14 protein-coding genes are annotated in these 16,965 nt (G+C 64.4%); 5 read left to right on the top strand and 9 right to left on the bottom strand.

The window, feature by feature from the left end; all coding sequences use genetic code 11:
• Positions 1 to 16 precede the first annotated feature (16 nt).
• The 6 genes from ABE459_RS17645 to ABE459_RS17620 all read right to left on the bottom strand — a co-directional run bounded on the left by ABE459_RS17645 (position 17) and on the right by ABE459_RS17620 (position 6,986).
• Positions 17 to 3,601 (bottom strand): transporter substrate-binding domain-containing protein, encoded by a 3,585-nt coding sequence (locus ABE459_RS17645; protein WP_346648115.1) that lies wholly within the window; start codon positions 3,599 to 3,601, stop codon positions 17 to 19.
• Between the two features lie 58 nt (positions 3,602 to 3,659).
• Positions 3,660 to 4,280 carry a response regulator transcription factor gene (locus ABE459_RS17640; protein WP_125463341.1) on the bottom strand — a complete coding sequence of 207 codons (621 nt, stop codon included), beginning with the start codon at positions 4,278 to 4,280 and terminating at the stop codon, positions 3,660 to 3,662.
• 279 nt (positions 4,281 to 4,559) lie between these two features.
• Positions 4,560 to 5,891, bottom strand: coding sequence for a deoxyguanosinetriphosphate triphosphohydrolase (locus ABE459_RS17635; RefSeq protein ID WP_110993577.1), 1,332 nt, complete (start codon positions 5,889 to 5,891; stop codon positions 4,560 to 4,562).
• Between the two features lie 73 nt (positions 5,892 to 5,964).
• Positions 5,965 to 6,294, bottom strand: a complete 330-nt coding sequence (locus ABE459_RS17630) for a hypothetical protein (protein ID WP_125463342.1) — start codon at positions 6,292 to 6,294, stop codon at positions 5,965 to 5,967.
• The gene (locus ABE459_RS17625; protein ID WP_110993575.1) at positions 6,291 to 6,665 is read right to left on the bottom strand and encodes a phage holin family protein; all 375 of its coding nucleotides are present in this window, start codon (positions 6,663 to 6,665) and stop codon (positions 6,291 to 6,293) included. Before ABE459_RS17625 ends, ABE459_RS17630 begins: the two co-directional genes overlap by 4 nt.
• Before the next feature lie 9 nt (positions 6,666 to 6,674).
• Complete coding sequence (locus ABE459_RS17620; RefSeq protein WP_125857980.1) at positions 6,675 to 6,986, bottom strand: YqjD family protein; 312 nt, start codon at positions 6,984 to 6,986, stop codon at positions 6,675 to 6,677.
• 301 nt (positions 6,987 to 7,287) lie between these two features.
• Between ABE459_RS17620 and ABE459_RS17615 the strand changes: the two genes are divergently transcribed.
• The 4 genes from ABE459_RS17615 (at position 7,288) to ABE459_RS17600 (ending at position 10,119) form a co-directional block, all read left to right on the top strand.
• Positions 7,288 to 8,496, top strand: coding sequence for an ammonium transporter (locus ABE459_RS17615; protein WP_323831192.1), 1,209 nt, complete (start codon positions 7,288 to 7,290; stop codon positions 8,494 to 8,496).
• A 74-nt stretch (positions 8,497 to 8,570) separates the two neighbouring features.
• Positions 8,571 to 8,807, top strand: a complete 237-nt coding sequence (locus ABE459_RS17610; RefSeq protein WP_125463345.1) for a glutaredoxin family protein — start codon at positions 8,571 to 8,573, stop codon at positions 8,805 to 8,807.
• 67 nt (positions 8,808 to 8,874) lie between these two features.
• Positions 8,875 to 9,204 (top strand): transcriptional regulator, encoded by a 330-nt coding sequence (locus ABE459_RS17605; protein ID WP_110993572.1) that lies wholly within the window; start codon positions 8,875 to 8,877, stop codon positions 9,202 to 9,204.
• A 30-nt stretch (positions 9,205 to 9,234) separates the two neighbouring features.
• Positions 9,235 to 10,119 (top strand): pseudouridine synthase, encoded by an 885-nt coding sequence (locus ABE459_RS17600; protein WP_323831193.1) that lies wholly within the window; start codon positions 9,235 to 9,237, stop codon positions 10,117 to 10,119.
• A gap of 91 nt (positions 10,120 to 10,210) precedes the next feature.
• Here ABE459_RS17600 and ABE459_RS17595 read toward each other — a convergent pair whose 3' ends face one another.
• The 3 genes from ABE459_RS17595 to acnA form a co-directional block, all read right to left on the bottom strand.
• On the bottom strand, positions 10,211 to 11,776 hold the full coding sequence (locus ABE459_RS17595; RefSeq protein ID WP_125463347.1) for a PAS domain-containing methyl-accepting chemotaxis protein: 1,566 nt from the start codon (positions 11,774 to 11,776) through the stop codon (positions 10,211 to 10,213).
• A gap of 199 nt (positions 11,777 to 11,975) precedes the next feature.
• The gene (locus ABE459_RS17590; RefSeq protein ID WP_258706068.1) at positions 11,976 to 12,752 is read right to left on the bottom strand and encodes a CPBP family glutamic-type intramembrane protease; all 777 of its coding nucleotides are present in this window, start codon (positions 12,750 to 12,752) and stop codon (positions 11,976 to 11,978) included.
• 97 nt (positions 12,753 to 12,849) lie between these two features.
• Positions 12,850 to 15,591 (bottom strand): aconitate hydratase AcnA, encoded by a 2,742-nt coding sequence (gene acnA, locus ABE459_RS17585; protein ID WP_323831194.1) that lies wholly within the window; start codon positions 15,589 to 15,591, stop codon positions 12,850 to 12,852.
• Between the two features lie 250 nt (positions 15,592 to 15,841).
• Here acnA and rlmM point away from each other — a divergent pair, with 250 nt between their 5' ends.
• Entirely contained in the window at positions 15,842 to 16,906 is a 1,065-nt protein-coding gene (gene rlmM, locus ABE459_RS17580) for a 23S rRNA (cytidine(2498)-2'-O)-methyltransferase RlmM (protein ID WP_323831195.1), read from the top strand.
• The last annotated feature ends 59 nt before the right edge of the window (positions 16,907 to 16,965 follow it).

Genomic DNA, 16,965 nt, shown 5'->3' with positions numbered 1-16,965 from the left:
CCGAGCGGGCGCCGCCTCACCTTGGCTCGGCCTGGCGCTCCAATTGCCGGGCCAGGGCTTTCTCCACACGGCGCATGTGCCGTGCCAGTGCCTGACGGTACAACTTCATCTCTGCCAGGGGTAACCCGGGCTCCTCCAGTAGTTCACACGCCTGAATCAACGACCTGGCATCCAGCATTCGCGCCGCGCTGAGGATCTTGTGTGCCTGCGCTGCAAGCGCATCGGCGTTCTGCTGCGGGTCGATGGACATCAGGATGCCCAGGTCCTGCTGCAGGCTCAGGTGCAAGGTGCTGAGGATGCGGTCGCGGTCACTGGCGCTGTCGCCGACAATGGCGCTCAGGCCCTGCAGGTGGAAGCGATGACCGCACTCGTCGCAGCCCTCCTTGCACGGCCGGGTGTTGCGGGCAATGGCCGCCAGCCGCTGGCCGAGCACCTGCAAGCCGATGGGTTTGAGCAGGCAGTCGTCCATCCCCGCATCCAGGCACTGTTGGCGCACTTCGGGTTGGGCGTTGGCGGTATAGCCGACCAAGGTGCAGCGTGGCCTGCTGTGCAGGCGTTCCTCCGCGCGCACTGTCCTGGCGAGCTCGTAGCCGTTCATCTGTGGCATGTTGCAGTCGACGATGAGTACGTCGAAACAGCCTTCGCGCCATTTGCGCAATCCTTCACGACCATCGCGGGCGCTGTCCTGGCGCAAGCCCAGGTAGTTCAACTGTTGTGCTATCAGCAACAGGTTGGCCGGGTGATCGTCGATCACCAGGATCCTCAGCCGTGCATCCGGGCGCTCGATGTCGTTCGCGTCCTGAGGCCGCGACTCGACCGGGGAAACGCACTGCAAGGGCATGCGCAGCCTTACCCGTGTACCTACGTCATGCAGGCTCTGCAGGCTCAGTTCGCCGCCCATCATCGCGCACAGGCTTTGGCTGATCACCAGCCCCAGGCCGGTGCCGGCCCGAGCACCGTCGCTGTAGGGGTTGGCCTGCACGAAGGGGGTGAACAGTTGCTCGAGTTCCTGCTCGTGGATGCCGATGCCGGTGTCGCGGACTTCCATGTCGAGGGTCTGGGTCAGTGGTTCGCCACTGCTGCACAATTTGACGCTGATGCTCACCTGGCCCTGTTCGGTGAACTTGATCGCGTTGCTCACCAGGTTCGACAGCACCTGCTTGAACCGCAGCGGGTCGAGCAGCGCATGGCAACGTGCCTCGGCGGCGATCACCACTTCGAGCGCCAGGCCCTTGTGGCGGGCCAGCCCGTCGAATACACGTCCGACGGACTCGACCAACGCTGCCAGGTCCACCGGCTCCGGGGCCAGGGACAAATGGCCCGACTCGATCCGAGCGATGTCGAGGATATCGCCGATCAACCCCAGCAGGTCCCTGGCCGAGTGATGGGCAATCTCCAGGGCCGGGCGGTCCAGTTGGCCCTGTTCGGCGCGCCGGGAGGCGAGTTCGAGCATGCCGATCAAGGCGTTCATGGGGGTGCGGATTTCGTGGCTGATGGTGGCGAGGAATGTGCTCTTGGCGCGATTGGCGTCATCGGCCTGTTGCTTGGCCAGGCGCAGGTCCTGCACCAGGTTGCGACGTTCGCTGATATCGATCCAGCCGCCGATGATGCCCTGCATTTCCCCCAGCGAATCGCGGTAGGGGAGGATCCAGTGGTAGATAGTCAGCTCCTTGTCCCGCAACCGCAGAGGGCGATCGAGGATCAAGGGTTTGCCTTGCTCCATCACGCGTCGGTAATCGTCCTGGATCTGCCGGGTGTAGTCGCAGTCGCTGAAGCGGGTGTCCTGCAGGCGCTTGCCGATGACCTGCTCAAGGCTGGCGCCGACCGCTTGCAGGTAGCTGTCGTTGCAACTTTGCAGGCGCCCTTCGCGGTCACGCACGTACATGGGGTGTGGCGTGCCATTGAGCAAGGCACCCATGAACTCCAGCTGGTCGTTGAGCGCCCGCTCGGCGCGTTGACGCTGTTTGATCTGGCGGCGCAGCCGGGCATTCCACACCAGTGCCAGCACCAGCAGCACACCGATGACAGCGACCACCTGCAGGATCACCCTGCGGTAATTGCGCCAATAGGCGTCGTCGGCCGCGCCGTGATCGCGCCAGCGACTGTTGATCACCCCCAGTTCCTCCGGAGAGATGCTCAGCAACGCCTTGTCGAGGATCGAAGCCAGTTCGCTGGCCTGGGGCAAAGTGGCCAGCGCGAAGGTCGCAGGCTCGGTGCCGACGGTGGTGCGGATCACCAGGTCGTTGTTGCTGGCCAGCATATGGTTGGCGTCGATCAGTGTGACGATCGCGGCATCCACGGCGCCGCTGCCCAGCAGGGCCAGGGAGTAGTAGGTGCTGTCGGTGGCCACCTGATGAATCAATGGGTGTTTGGCATTGAGCAGTGCAGCCACGCTGCTGTCACGCGGTACCGCGACGCGCTTGCCCTTGAGCTGTTTCAGATTGGCAGGCTGGTGATTGCCGTCGCGGCTGACCAGTACGTAGGCGCTTTCCAGGTAGGGCCTGCTTAGTTGCAGGGGGTTGCCTGGGCGGGTGTCGGTGGAGAGCGTGGCGATGATGTCGGTGCGGCCGGACTCAAGCTGATCGATCATGTCGCCATCGCCACTGGCGCGACCAATGTTGAAGCGCAAGCCGGTGCGCAGGCGGATGAGTTCGAGCAGATCGGCGACGATGCCGCGCAACCGGCCGTTACCGTCGAGGAAGGTCAGCGGCGCTGCGGTGTCGTTGACCACGACCCGCATTACCGGGTGATCGCGCAGCCAGTTCTCTTCCCGTGGCGACAGCTGCAGCTTGCGATCAGTCAACAGGCTGCCGCTGCTGGCACTCCAGCGCTTGAAGATATCGTTGCGGGTGGCGCTCGACTGGGCGTCGAGGGCGGCATTGACCAGGGCCAGCAGCATCGGGTCGTCGTCACGCATGGCAAAACTGAAGCCCACGGCCTCATGCTTGCCGAAATTGGCCATGCGCAGACGCGGCAGGTGCCCCTGGCTGATCAGGTAGTGCGTGGAGACCGTGTCACCGATGAACACGTCGGCCTGCTCGAAGGCCACGGCATTGAGCGCCTGGGTGGAGGACTCGAAGGTCAGCAGCTCGGCCTTGGGGTAGTTGGCACGGATCTCTTCGGACGGCAGGTAGTGATAGAGCATGCTCAGGCGCATCCCGTCCAGGCCGGTGTCCAGGGCGCGGGTTTCGTCCTCCCGGGTTACCAGCACGGGTTGGTCGATGGCGTAAGGGCGTGAGAGCGCCAGCCCCTGGGTGGTGGCTTCATAGCCATTGGCGCTACCGAGCAGATCAATGCGCCCGCTCTTGAGCGCTGCGACTGCCGCAGGCCGGCTGGGAAAGCGTTGCACTCGCACCGGCAGGCCCAGGGCATTGCCGATCAGGCCTGCGTAGTCGGCGGTCAAGCCTTGGTACTCGCGCCCTCCGCTGGCGATGTCGAACGGCGGATAGTCAGGTGCGGAAGTGCCGAGTACCAGTTCATGGCGGGTGGCCAGCCAGTTGCGTTGCTCCAGGGTCAGGGCGGGGTGGATCGACGTCGGTGCCGAGCGGCTGAGCAGGGCGTAGCTCCTGCCTTCGTCGATGTTCGCGCAGACAGTCGGCATGGGGGCGCCCAGGCTCAGGCAGAGCAGCGATATACCGAGGTACTTCCACATCACGACCTCAGACCAGCGCGTTGCGTTTGGCGACGTCGATCAGCTCCACCAGGGTGCTGGCCTGCAACTTGTGCATAAGGCGTTTCTTGTAGGTGCTGACTGTCTTGTTGCTGAGAAACATGCCCTTGGCAATTTCCTTGTTGCTGCGGCCCTGAGCGAAGAGTTGCAGCACCATCAGTTCGCGGTCATTGACCTGGCGGAACAACTCCAGTTCCTTATTGCAGTTTTTTTGCGCAGCGTTGAGTGCCTGGCTGGGGAAGTAGTTGTAGCCGGACAGTACCGCCTTGATGGCGCTGAGCAATTCGCCCAGGTCTTCTTGCTTGCAGACGTAGCCCGCAGCGCCAGAGTGCATGCAGCGAATCGCGAACAGCGCGGGAGATTGTGCGGTCAGTACCAGGACCTTGAGCGGCATTGCCATGGACTGGAAGCGAGACAGCATCTCAAGGCCGTCGAGCTTGGGGATGCTGATGTCGAGGATGACCAGGTCGGGGCGGTATTCGCGAATCATCTGCATGGCATCGACACCATTGTCAGATTCGCCCAGGACGTTGTAGCCCTGGTTCTCCAGCAGCATCCGAATAGCCAGGCGGATAACGGGATGATCGTCGACGATAAATACTGTTTGCATATTCAACATTCCATGCGGCGAGGCGAAAGCAGTCGGCACATTAGCTCAGTTGAATGGTGGCGGGCAGGGATGCTCAGGCTAATTTATGTATATAGGAAATTCCTTACGGCGAGAGCGTGTGTGTGCTACGAGAAATGTGGATTTTTAGGCGGTTTGATTGGTTCTGGAGGTTTAATTAGTTGTCTTTGGAGTTAATGTTTAATGCTTTTGGTATTTGTGGGAAGAGTCTTACAAGTTTGGCGGTGAAGGTAATAACCACACTACCGTCACCGCCCTGGTTCAAGTTGGACTGGTGCGTCCGGTCATCTCGCAGGCCATTTCACTGGCATAGCTGTCTGTCATGCCGGCGATGAAATCGATCATGCGCAGGAAGGCGCCATGCAGCGAGCCATGTGGATTGGGCGCGTTATTGCCGATCAGGTCCAGCACGCGGCGGCTCTTGAACGACGGCGTGCGCCCGCCATGTTGTTCCAGCGCCGCGCCGCAGAAGGTGTTGAGGAGGATTTCCAGGGTGGTATAGGCGCCGATTTCATGCAGGGTCTTGCGCTTGTCCTGAAAGATCTTCTTGCGCGCCATGTCCTTGGCCTGCAGCACACAGCGCTGGGCCGGGCCGTGCATGTGCTCGACCAGGTCGCCGGGCAGGCGGCCGGCGAGCAGGGCGCTTTGCTGTTCGACGAAGGCTTGCGCGGCGGCGTTGGTCAAGTGCTCGATGGCTTTGCCGCGCAGGATTGCCAGCTTGCGCCGGCGGGATTCGTTGGGGCCGAGCTGGCGGTAGGTTTCCGGCAGGTCATCACCGACCAGGTCGAGCAGCAGCGCTTCGACTTCGGCGTACTGCAGCAGGTCCATCTCGAGGCCGTCTTCGAGGTCGATCAGGGCATAGCAGATATCGTCGGCGGCCTCCATCAGGTAGACCAGCGGGTGCCGGGCCCAGCGTTGGTGTTCGAGCTGTGGCAGGCCCAGCTTGCCGGCGATCTGCTCGAGCAGGGGCAGCTCGCTCTGGTAGCAACCGAACTTGTGCTTCTTGTAGCCCTGGGCATCGGCATGGCGCGAAGTCCAGGGGTACTTGAGGTAGGTGCCCAGCGTCGCGTAGGTCAGGCGCGTGCCACCGTCGAACTGGTGGTATTCGAGCTGGGTCAGTACGCGAAAGCCTTGCGCGTTGCCCTCGAAGTTGAGGAAGTCGGCGCGTTGGTCGTCGCTCATGTCGTCCAGCCAGCCACGCCCGGCGGCCTGCTGGAACCAGTGGCGGATGGCGTCTTCGCCGGAGTGGCCGAAGGGAGGGTTGCCGATGTCGTGGGCCAGGCAGGCCGACTGCACGATCATCCCCAGGTCGCTGGGCTCACACCAGTCGGGAAGTGCGCCGCGCAGGGTTTCGCCAACGCGCATGCCCAGCGAGCGGCCAACGCAGCTGACTTCCAGCGAATGGGTGAGGCGGGTGTGGATATGGTCGTTGCTGGTGACCGGATGTACCTGGGTCTTGCGCCCCAGGCGGCGGAAGGCGCCGGAAAAGATGATGCGGTCGTGGTCCTTGTGGAAGGGGCTGCGGCCAAGCTCTTCTGGGCTGTAGAGGGCTTTGCCCAGGCGTTCGCGGGTCAGCAGGGTGTGCCAGTCCAAGGCTCGATCTCCGGTCGTTGTATCGGCATAGCTTCCTGCGTCTGGCGCGCCCTGGCAAGGGCGCGCACGACGTTCAGGGGCGCCGGCTGCTGCTCAGGAACAGGCGGATCAGTGGCGCCAGGCTGGTGCCCAGCTGCAGCAGGCGACTGATGTTGCCACTGCGCACGCCTTTGCCAGTGAGAAAGCCCAGCGCGACGATAGCGCCCAGGCCCCACAGCGAGCCGTGCTTGACCCCCAGGCCCTCGCCGAACGAGCTGCCCATGCCGCGCAGGCGGCGAGCCGGTTCGAGCATCTGGGTGGTTTCGTGGCTGATCTGCTGGCGGTGCATCTCCATGCGCAGGCGCAGCAACGCCTTGCGCAACTCACGCGGGTTACGCGTGTCGGGCATTTCGGGCAGGTTCATGGCAGCAGGCGCTCCCGGTCCTTGGCCAGCTCTTCGAGCGTGGCGCTGAATGGCGAGGACTCATCGAACACCGCCGCTTTCAGGCGCAGGCCGCAGTACAGCGCGGCGATGCCGTAGAACAGGCACAGGCCGATGATCCCGGCCAGTCGATAGCTGTCCCACAGCAGCACCAGTACCAGCCCCGATAGGGCGGTGAGCAGCAGCAGGGCGAACACAAGTGCCAGGCCGGCGAACAGCAGCAGGCGCAGGGTGCGCCCCTTCTGCTCCTGCAGCTCGATGCCGAACAGCTCGATGTGGCTGTGCAGCAGGCCCAGCATCGCGGCGCCCAGGCGCCGGCCAGACGCGCCGGCGCCGATGGCGTCGTTGTCCATGGCGGCTCCTCAGCGCTTGGCCAGCAGGCCGATCAGCAGGCCGACGCCGGCAGCGATACCGATGGCTTGCCAAGGGTTCTCCTGCACGTATTGCTCGGCGCTGCCCACGGCCGCCTGGCCGCGTTGGCGTACCGAGTCCTGGGTGAGCTGCAGGGTTTCACGGGCTTGGGCCAGGCGCTCGTGGATCTGTTCGCGCAGCTCGTCGGCCTGGTCGCCGGCGAGGTTGGCGGTGTCGGCGAGCAATTTCTCGGTGTCGCGGACCAGGGCCTGGAAGTCAGCCATCAGTATGTCTTGAGCAGTCTTTGCCGATTTGCTGGCCATATGGGCCTCTCCCTGTGGATGTGTGTGGCTATTTCGAGTGATGGCGGGCGCGGAAGGTTCAGCGCGATGTGCTGGTACAGCGCTTGCTTATGTTCGAGGCGCGCTCGCAAGCGTGCGCGCCGAAACCGTGCACCCGCCCTGCGGATGACGCTAAACCTTAACCCAATCCACGACAAACCCAAGAAAAAACCACGCAGGCGTTCACCCACTCACAGAAGCGGGGCAGGCGCCTGGCACCGATTCGGTGCAGGGATGCCGGTTCTTGAACTGTCCTGGTGCCTTTTTGCAGGCCTGCCTCTTCATGGAAAACATGCACAGCGCGATGGACTCCCTGGTCCATGGCTCCAACACCCTGTTCATCCTCATGGGCGCCATCCTGGTGCTGGCCATGCACGCCGGCTTCGCCTTTCTCGAAGTCGGAACCGTGCGCCACAAGAACCAGGTCAACGCCCTGTCGAAGATCCTCAGCGACTTCGCCATCTCGGCGCTGGCGTACTTCTTCATCGGTTACTGGATCGCCTATGGCGTGACCTTTTTCCAGCCCGCGGCAGTGCTGGCCAACGATCATGGCTATGCACTGGTCAAGTGCTTCTTCCTGCTGACATTCGCCGCTGCAATCCCGGCGATCATCTCCGGCGGCATCGCCGAGCGTGCGCGGTTCGTCCCGCAACTGTGCGCCACGGCGCTGATCGTGGCGTTCATCTACCCCTTCTTCGAGGGTGTGGTGTGGAATGGCAACTTCGGCTGGCAGGCCTGGCTGCAGGCGCGCTTCGGTGCACCCTTCCATGACTTTGCCGGCTCCGTGGTGGTGCATGCCTTGGGCGGCTGGCTGGCGCTGGCGGCGGTGATCCTGCTGGGTGCGCGCCGTGGCCGTTATCGCGATGGCCGGCTGGTGGCGTTCGCGCCGTCGAGCATTCCGTTCCTGGCGCTGGGCTCGTGGATCCTGATCATCGGCTGGTTCGGCTTCAACGTGATGAGCGCACAGACCCTGCAAGGGGTGAGCGGCCTGGTAGCGATCAATTCGCTGATGGCCATGGTCGGCGGCACCGTGTCGGCGCTGGTGGCCGGGCGCAACGACCCCGGCTTCCTGCATAACGGCCCGCTGGCAGGGTTGGTGGCGGTCTGCGCCGGTTCCGACCTGATGCACCCGATCGGGGCGCTGGCCACCGGCCTCATCGCAGGCGGCCTGTTCGTCTGGTGCTTCACCGCCGCGCAGAACCGCTGGAAGATCGACGATGTGCTCGGTGTCTGGCCGCTGCACGGTGTGTGTGGGGTGTGGGGCGGCATCGCCTGTGGCGTGTTCGGCCAGGCAGCGCTGGGCGGCCTGGGGGGTGTAAGCCTGGTCAGCCAGTTGCTTGGCAGCTTAACCGGTGTGCTGGTAGCGCTGGCCGGCGGTGTTGTCGTGTACGGCCTGATCAAGGCGGTGCACGGCTTGCGCTTGAGCCACGAACAGGAGTTCCAAGGGGCCGACCTGTCGCTGCACCGCATTGGCGCCACCAGCCAGGATTGACCTGGCGCAGGTGCGCGATGGCAAGCACGGACCTAGAATAAGCATCCCTTATCTTCGATTTCCGGGTTTGCCCCATGCTCCCTGAATGCCAGCTGTTCGGCACCCTCGGGTGCCATCTGTGTGAAGTGGCCGAGGCCATGCTGATGCCGTTCGTCGAGCATGGCTTGCTGGTCGAGCTGGTCGACATTGCCGACGCCGAGGTGCTGTTCGAGCGCTACAGCCTGACCATCCCGGTATTGCGCCGCTGTGATACCGGGGCCGAGCTGAACTGGCCCTTCGATGCCGAGCAGGTGGTGGCCTTCCTGCGCTGAACCGCGCATTGACGACGGCGTGGCCTGCTCCGTATGCTGTATATAAATACAGTATCGAGGTGAAGCCATGCTCAATGTCGAGCAACTCAAGTACAGCATCAACCACATGGCCCCGGAGCGTGTGTGCGACGCCGTGCTGGAACTGCGCCTCGACGGCATCGTCACCGATGAGCAGACGCCGTTCGGCAAGGTCCATTTCAATACCTGTTTCGCCGAGATCGAGGCATTGTTCCAGCGCGCCGGCTTTCACCGGCCGCTGGACGTGGTTGGCTACCAGGGCCTGAGCTACGCCTTGTTCGACCCCGGGCGCTGGGATGCGGTGCAGGTGCTGCGCTGGCTCAAGGCGCGCTGCGAGCCGGCCGGCGAGGCTGGTTGCGCCGCGCAGGCTGGGGGATAATGCCCGGCTCCCGATCAGCAGAGCCCGACGATGACCACGCCTTTCAACCCTGCCCACCTGCAAGCCAGCACGGTATGCCTGCCGCCCGGGCGCTGGGCGACAGTGCTCGATTGCCTGTGCGATCACTTCAAGGGCATCGACCGTGAGCAGTGGCGGGACCGTTTCGCCCGGGGGCGGGTGCTGGACGCGCAAGGCCAGGCGATTGCCGCCGACCTTGCCTACCGCCAGGGCATGCGCCTGCATTACTTTCGTGAAGTACCCAACGAGAAGCCGATCCCGGTACAGGAGCAGATCCTGCACATGGATGAGCATCTGGTGGTGGCGGACAAGCCGCATTTCCTGCCGGTAACGCCCACTGGCGAGTATGTCGAGCAGACCCTGCTGCGCCGCTTGATCCGCCGGCTGGACAACCCGCACCTGGTGCCCCTGCACCGTATCGACCGTCACACCGCGGGGCTGGTGTTGTTCTCGTCCAACCCGCAAACCCGGGGTGCCTATCAGCGGCTGTTCCCCGAGCGGCGCATCGACAAGCACTACCAGGCCATCGCCGCTGCGCTGCCGCAGCATGATTTCCCCTTGGTGCATTGCAGCCGCCTGGTGCATGGCGAGCCGTTCTTCCGCATGCATGAAGTGCAAGGGGCCGATAACAGCGAAACCCATGCCTGCGTGCTGGAAAAGAACGGTGGGTTGTGGCGCTATGGCCTGTCGCCGGTCACCGGCAAGACCCATCAGTTGCGGGTGCACATGGCGGCGCTGGGGGCGGGGATCTGCAACGACCCGTTCTACCCGCAGCTGGTCGATGAACAGGATGACTATGAGCGGCCATTGAAGCTGCTGGCCCAGAGCCTACGCTTTGATGACCCGTTGACGGGTGAGGCGCGTCACTTCGAGAGCAGGCTGAAACTGGACTGGTAAAAGCATCGCGGGGCAAGCCCGCTCCCACAAGTCTGGCGCTCTGCACAGGACTTGTGGGAGCGGGCTTGCCCCGCGATGGTTCGTACAGGCTTTAGCGGTTGAAGCGCTCCACCAACGAGTACTGCGTGCCGGCGGTGCTGGTCAGCTCTTCGCTGAGCAGCGCCGAGCGCTGGGCCTGGCCGGCGGTCTGGTCGGCCAGGTCGGCAATGGTGCTGATGTTGCGGCTGATCTCTTCGGCCACCGCGGTCTGCTCTTCGGTGGCGGCGGCGATCTGAGTGGCCATGTCGGTGATGTTGGCGACCGCTTCGCTGATGCCCACCAGCGCCTGGTCGGCTTCCATGACCCGCTCGACACCTTCCTGGGCCTGGCGGTGGCCGGTCTCCATGGTCTGCACCGCGTTGTTGGCGGTCTGTTGCAGCTTGGCGATCAGGCCGTGGATCTGCCCGGTGGACTCGGCGGTGCGCTGGGCCAGCTGGCGAACTTCGTCGGCAACCACGGCGAAACCTCGGCCCATCTCACCGGCACGAGCTGCTTCGATGGCGGCGTTGAGCGCCAGCAGGTTGGTCTGGTCGGCAATGCCCTTGATCACATCGACCACGCCACCGATCTCGTCGCTGTCCTTGGCCAGTTGCGTCACGGTCAGGCCAGTCTCGCCCACGGCAGCCGACAGGCGCTCGATGGCGTCGCGGGTTTCGCCGGCAATGTTGCGGCCCTGGCTGGTCAGGCGGTTGGCTTCCTGGGTGGCATCGGCGGTGCGCTGAACGTGGTTGGCCACTTCCTGGGTAGTGGCGGCCATCTGGTTGACGGCGGCGGCCACCTGCTCGGTTTCCACGCGCTGGCGCTCCAGGCCCGACGAGCTCTGGTGGGCGAGGGTGTCGGACTGGCGGGCCTGGTCGCTGAGCTGTTCGGCGCTGTCCTGCAGGCGGGTCAGGCAGGTCTTCATCCGTGCGTCCTGGCTGAGCATGGCCATTTCCAGGCGTGCCTGGACGCCGCGGCTGTCGGTGTACATCTGCGCGATCAGCGGGTCGGACGTGCTCTGTTCGGCCAGGCGCAGCAGGCGCTTGAGGCCGCGCTGCTGCCAGCTCAGGCCGAGCAGGCCCAGCGGGACCGACAGGCCGGCGGCCAGGGCGAAGCCCCAGGAGTGGCCGAGCCAGTTGCCGATCAGGAAGCCGACCTGGCTGATCAGGATGAACGGCAGCCAGTCCTGCAGCACCGGCAGCCACTGGTCGCGGCGCGGGATCGCCGACTTGCCCTGGTTGATGCGCTGGTACAGGCCTTCGGCGCGGCGGATCTGCTCGGCGGTGGGTTTGACCCGCACCGACTCATAGCCAACCACCTGGTTTTTCTCGAAAACAGGGGTGACGTAGGCGTTGACCCAATAGTGGTCGCCGGACTTGCAGCGGTTCTTGACGATGCCCATCCATGGCAGGCCTTGCTTGAGGGTCTGCCACATGTGGGCAAACACCGCAGGCGGTACGTCAGGGTGACGCACCAGGTTGTGCGCTGCGCCCATGAGTTCCTCGCGAGAGAAACCGCTGATCTCGACGAAGGCATCGTTGCAGTAGGTGATCACGCCTTTGGCATTGGTCGTGGAGATCAACCGCTGTTGGGCAGGGAAAGTCCGTTCTCTCTGGGTAATCGGCTGGTTGTTACGCATTGGCTGTTCAATCCGCAAGGCTTTCGACAGGTATCGGCAAGCCGCTGGTTTTATTGAATGAATATTTAACTTGCATTGATCTGGCGCAACGGATGCATGCGGCGATTGTGGTTTAAGCCCACGCGTTCGCGTACGTTGCCGTCAATATTGCAGCTTTATTTATGGTTTGTGACGATCAGGTCGGATCATGACCGATTGCTCAGCCAAGTGCCAGCATCGGGTAACTGAAGCCCGCGAAGTGCGCCAGGTTGACGCAGGCATGGCAGGCCACCGCTGCAGCCAGCCCGCCATGGCGGTACGCCAGGCCGTAACCCACCCCTGCCAACGTCGCCAGGTAGAACCACTGCCAGCCGCCCCCCAGGTGAGCCAGGCCGAACAGCAGCGCTGCTGCCAGCAACGCCAGGCCGTCATGCCTGAACAGACGTTGCAGGCCGCCCTGGATGTAACCGCGAAACAGCAGTTCTTCGGTCAGGCTGACCAGCAGCAGGTTGTTCAACAGCCACAGCCAAGCCTGGTCCGGCCATTTCGGGGCCCAGGCCACCAGCCCCAGAGCCCAGGCGCCGCCCAGGCAGGCGAGCAGGGTCAGCGGCAGGATGGCGAGCAGGCTCAGCGCCAGCCCCCGCCCGCGCAACGCCACCAGCCACGGGCAGGCCAGCAGCAACCAGAGGCCGATCAGTGGCTTGTCCAGGTTCAGGTACATCGAGAACGGCAGCGCACCCTGGCTGAACACAGCCTTGTCGATGACCTTGGCGCTATTGAAGCCCGGCAGCCAATGCAGGGCCAATGCAGCAGCCATGCCGATGAACAGCAGGTGGCCGAGGGTCTGTTGCCAGCGCACCCTGCGCCGTACCAGCAGGGCGGTGCACAGCAGGGCGAGCAGGCTGGGCAGGGCAGCCAGGCCGAGGCTGCCGTGGGCCAGTGCAAAGCAGTAGCCGAGGGCCAGCAGGCCCAGCGCGATCCAGTGGGGCAACGACATGCAAAATCCTTGTGGCAGCGAGTGCGGAACTGCTTCGACTGAGCTCGCGCCCTTCAGGACACCTGATCAGGGGCCAATAAATGGCCCCTGGCCATGATCACCCTGCAATCAGTTGCCGCAGCACATAGTGCAGGATGCCCCCCGACTTGAAGTATTCCACCTCATTGAGCGTGTCGATCCGGCACAGCACCTCGATCTGCTGCTGTTGCCCGTCCTCACGGGTAATACGCAATGGCAGGCTCATCCCCGGGCGAATCTGCGCACCGCCAAGCCCAAGCACATCGATGCGCTCCTTGCCGGTCAGCCCCAGGCGTTTACGGTCGTCACCGGCCTTGAACTGCAGAGGCAACACGCCCATGCCCACCAAATTGGAGCGGTGGATGCGCTCGAAGCTTTCCGCCAGCACGGCCTTGACCCCCAGCAGGTTGGTGCCCTTGGCCGCCCAGTCGCGGCTGGAGCCGGTGCCGTATTCTTGCCCTGCGATCACCACCAGCGGCGTACCTTCCTGCTGGTAGCGCATGGCGGCGTCATAGATCGACAGCTTTTTGCCGCTCGGCACATGCAGTGTGTTGCCGCCTTCCTCGCCGCCGAGCATTTCGTTGCGGATGCGAATATTGGCGAACGTGCCGCGCATCATCACTTCGTGGTTGCCGCGGCGCGAGCCATAGGAGTTGAAGTCGCGCGGCTCAACGCCCTTGTCGCGCAGGTAGCGCCCGGCGGGGCTGTCGGCCTTGATGTTGCCGGCCGGCGAAATATGGTCGGTGGTCACCGAGTCGCCGAGCAGGGCGAGGATGCGAGCCCCTTGAATATCGGTGATCTGCGGCAGCGGGCCGCCAATGTCGTCGAAGAACGGCGGGTGCTGGATGTAGGTGGAGTCGTCCTGCCAGACATAGGTGGCCGCCTGTGGTACCTCGATGGCCTGCCACTGGGCGTCACCGGCGAACACTTCGGCGTATTCCTTGTGGAACATGCGCGTGTCGACGTTGCTGACCGCTGCGGCAATCTCCTGCTGGCTGGGCCAGATATCGCGCAGATAGACCGGTTGGCCATCCTTGCCCGTGCCCAGGGCATCCTGGCTCAGGTCCACGCGCACGCTGCCGGCCAGGGCGTAGGCCACCACCAGCGGTGGCGAGGCCAGCCAGTTGGTTTTCACCAGCGGATGCACCCGGCCCTCGAAGTTGCGGTTGCCCGACAGCACCGAGGCGACCGTCAGGTCGGCGCTGCCGATGGCTTGTTCGATGGCCTCGTCAAGCGGCCCTGAGTTGCCGATACAGGTGGTGCAGCCATAGCCCACCAGGTCGAAGCCCAGCTGGTCCAGGTAAGGGGTCAGGCCGGCTGCCTTGTAGTAGTCGGTGACCACCTTGGAGCCGGGGGCCAGCGAACTCTTGACCCAGGGCTTGCGTTGCAGGCCCTTTTCCACGGCTTTTTTCGCCACCAGCCCGGCAGCCATCATCACGCTCGGGTTGGAGGTGTTGGTGCACGAGGTAATGGCGGCGATCACCACCGCGCCGTCACGCAGGGTGTGAGTCTGGCCGGCATGGCTGTAGTCGATCTCGCCGGCCTGGTCGGCATTGCCCACGGCCACGCCGCCACCGCCTTCGCTTTCCAGGCGCCCGACATCCTTGGCCAGTGGCTTGGGCTGTAGCTCGATGAACTTGTCGAAGGCCTGGCGAACCTGGTTCAGGGCTACCCGGTCCTGCGGGCGCTTGGGGCCGGCCAGGCTGGCTTCGACCTCATGCATGTCCAGCGCCAGGCTGTCGCTGAACAGCGGCTCCTGGCCGGGCAGGCGCCACAGGCCCTGGGCCTTGCAATAGGCTTCGACCAGTTGCACCGCCTGCTCCGGGCGGCCCGACAGGCGCAGGTAGTCGAGGGTCACCTGGTCGACCGGGAAGAAGCCGCAGGTGGCGCCGTATTCCGGGGCCATGTTGGCGATCGTGGCGCGATCGGCCAGCGGCAGATCGGCCAGGCCGTCGCCGTAGAACTCGACGAATTTGCCCACCACACCTTTCTTGCGCAGCATCTGCGTCACGGTCAGCACCAGGTCGGTGGCGGTGATGCCCTCGCGCAGCTTGCCGGTGAGCTTGAAGCCGATCACCTCGGGGATCAGCATCGACACCGGCTGGCCGAGCATGGCCGCCTCGGCCTCGATGCCGCCCACGCCCCAGCCGAGCACGCCCAGGCCGTTGATCATGGTGGTGTGCGAATCGGTGCCGACCAGGGTGTCGGGGAAGGCGTAGGTACGCCCGTCCTCGTCGCGGGTCCAGACCGTGCGCCCGAGGTATTCCAGGTTGACCTGGTGGCAGATGCCGGTGCCCGGCGGCACCACGCGGAAGTTGTCGAAGGCGTTCTGGCCCCAGCGCAGGAACGCGTAGCGCTCGCCATTGCGCTGCATCTCGATGTCGACGTTCTGGGCGAAGGCGGCGGGGCTGGCATAGCGGTCGACCATCACCGAGTGGTCGATCACCAGGTCCACCGGCGACAGCGGGTTGATGCGCTGCGGGTCGCCACCTGCCTTGTCCATGGCTGCGCGCATGGCCGCTAGGTCGACCACGGCCGGTACGCCGGTGAAGTCCTGCATCAGGACCCGCGCCGGGCGGTACTGGATCTCGCGGTCCGAGCGGCGATCCTTGAGCCAGCCGGCCAGGGCATGCAGATCGTCGCCGGTCACGGTCTTGCCGTCCTCCCAGCGCAGCAGGTTTTCCAGCAGCACTTTCAGCGACATCGGCAGGCGTTGCAGGTCGCCCAGCTGGCGGGCGGCTTCGGCGAGGCTGAAATAGTGGTAGGTGTGGTCGGCCACCTTCAGCGACTTGAGGGTTTTCAGGCTATCGAGCGAGGGCATTGACAACTCCTTGTGCTCCGGTGCCCGGCGACTGCCAAAGGATCGCCAGTGTCACCGCTGTGGATCGGTCCGCACGGCACGGACCTGGCTGAACAGTCAGGTTAGCCCCGTTTGCCGGGCCTGACCCTTTTCTGGACCGGTGGGGCGTGTCGCGGGTTCCGATCTTCCTTTATCATTCGCCGCCCGGCCGCACCTTGTGTTGCGTCGGGTCAAGGCTGGCGCCGCCTGCGCCAGTGATGTGGAGTTAGAGATGAATACCCTGTTCATGCATTGCCGGCCCGGCTTCGAGGGCGAGGTCTGCGCCGAAATCAGCGAACACGCCGCCCACCTGGGCGTGGCCGGCTATGCCAAAGGCAAGCCAAGCAGCGCCTGCGCCGAATTCGTCTGCAGCGAGCCCGACGGTGCCGCGCGGCTGATGCGTGAAATGCGTTTCGACCAGCTGATCTTCCCGCGCCAGTGGGCGCGCGGCAGCTACATCGAGTTGCCCGAGACCGACCGCATCAGCGTGCTGCTCGAGCACCTGGCCGAGCTGCCGGTGTTCGGCAGCCTCTGGCTGGAGGTGCTCGACACCAACGACGGCAAGGAGCTTTCGACCTTCTGCCGCAAGTTCGAAGTGCCGCTGCGCAAGGCACTGGAGAAGGCCGGGCGGCTGGTCGACGACGCGCAGCGTCCGCGCCTGCTGTTGACCTTCATCAGTGGCCGACGGGTATTCCTGGGCCAGGCCGAAGCGGGTAACCAGGCACTGTGGCCAATGGGCATTCCGCGCCTGAAGTTCCCACGGGAAGCGCCCAGCCGTTCGACCCTCAAGCTGGAAGAAGCCTGGCACCAGTTCATCCCGCGCGAGCAGTGGGACCAGCGCCTGAACGACGACATGACCGGTGTCGATCTGGGCGCTGCGCCCGGTGGCTGGACCTACCAGCTGGTCAAGCGCGGCATGCTGGTCACCGCCATCGACAACGGCCCGATGGCCGAGAGCCTGATGGACACCGGGCTGGTCACGCACCTGATGGCCGACGGCTTTACCTGGAAGCCGAAACAGACCGTGGACTGGATGGTCTGCGACATCGTCGAGAAGCCGGCGCGCACTGCGTCACTGATCGAGACCTGGCTGGGCGAGGGGCTGTGCCGCGAGGCGGTGGTCAACCTCAAGCTGCCGATGAAGCAGCGTCACGCCGAGGTGCGCAAGTTGCTCGACCGCATCGAGGAAGGCTTCAAGGCGCGCAAGGTCAAGGTGTCGATCGCCTGCAAGCAGCTGTACCACGACCGCGAGGAAGTGACCTGCCACCTGCGCCGGCTGGACCTGAAACCGCGTTGAAGCCAATCGCCGGCAAGCCGGCTCCCACAGGTAAAGGGTTGCACGGTCCATGTGGGAGC

Source organism: Pseudomonas sp. TWI923 (assembly GCF_039673365.1).
In the GTDB taxonomy this organism is placed as follows: Bacteria; Pseudomonadota; Gammaproteobacteria; order Pseudomonadales; family Pseudomonadaceae; genus Aquipseudomonas; species Aquipseudomonas sichuanensis.
Note: the sequence above shows the minus strand (reverse complement) of the source record. Positions and strands in the feature narration are given on the sequence as shown.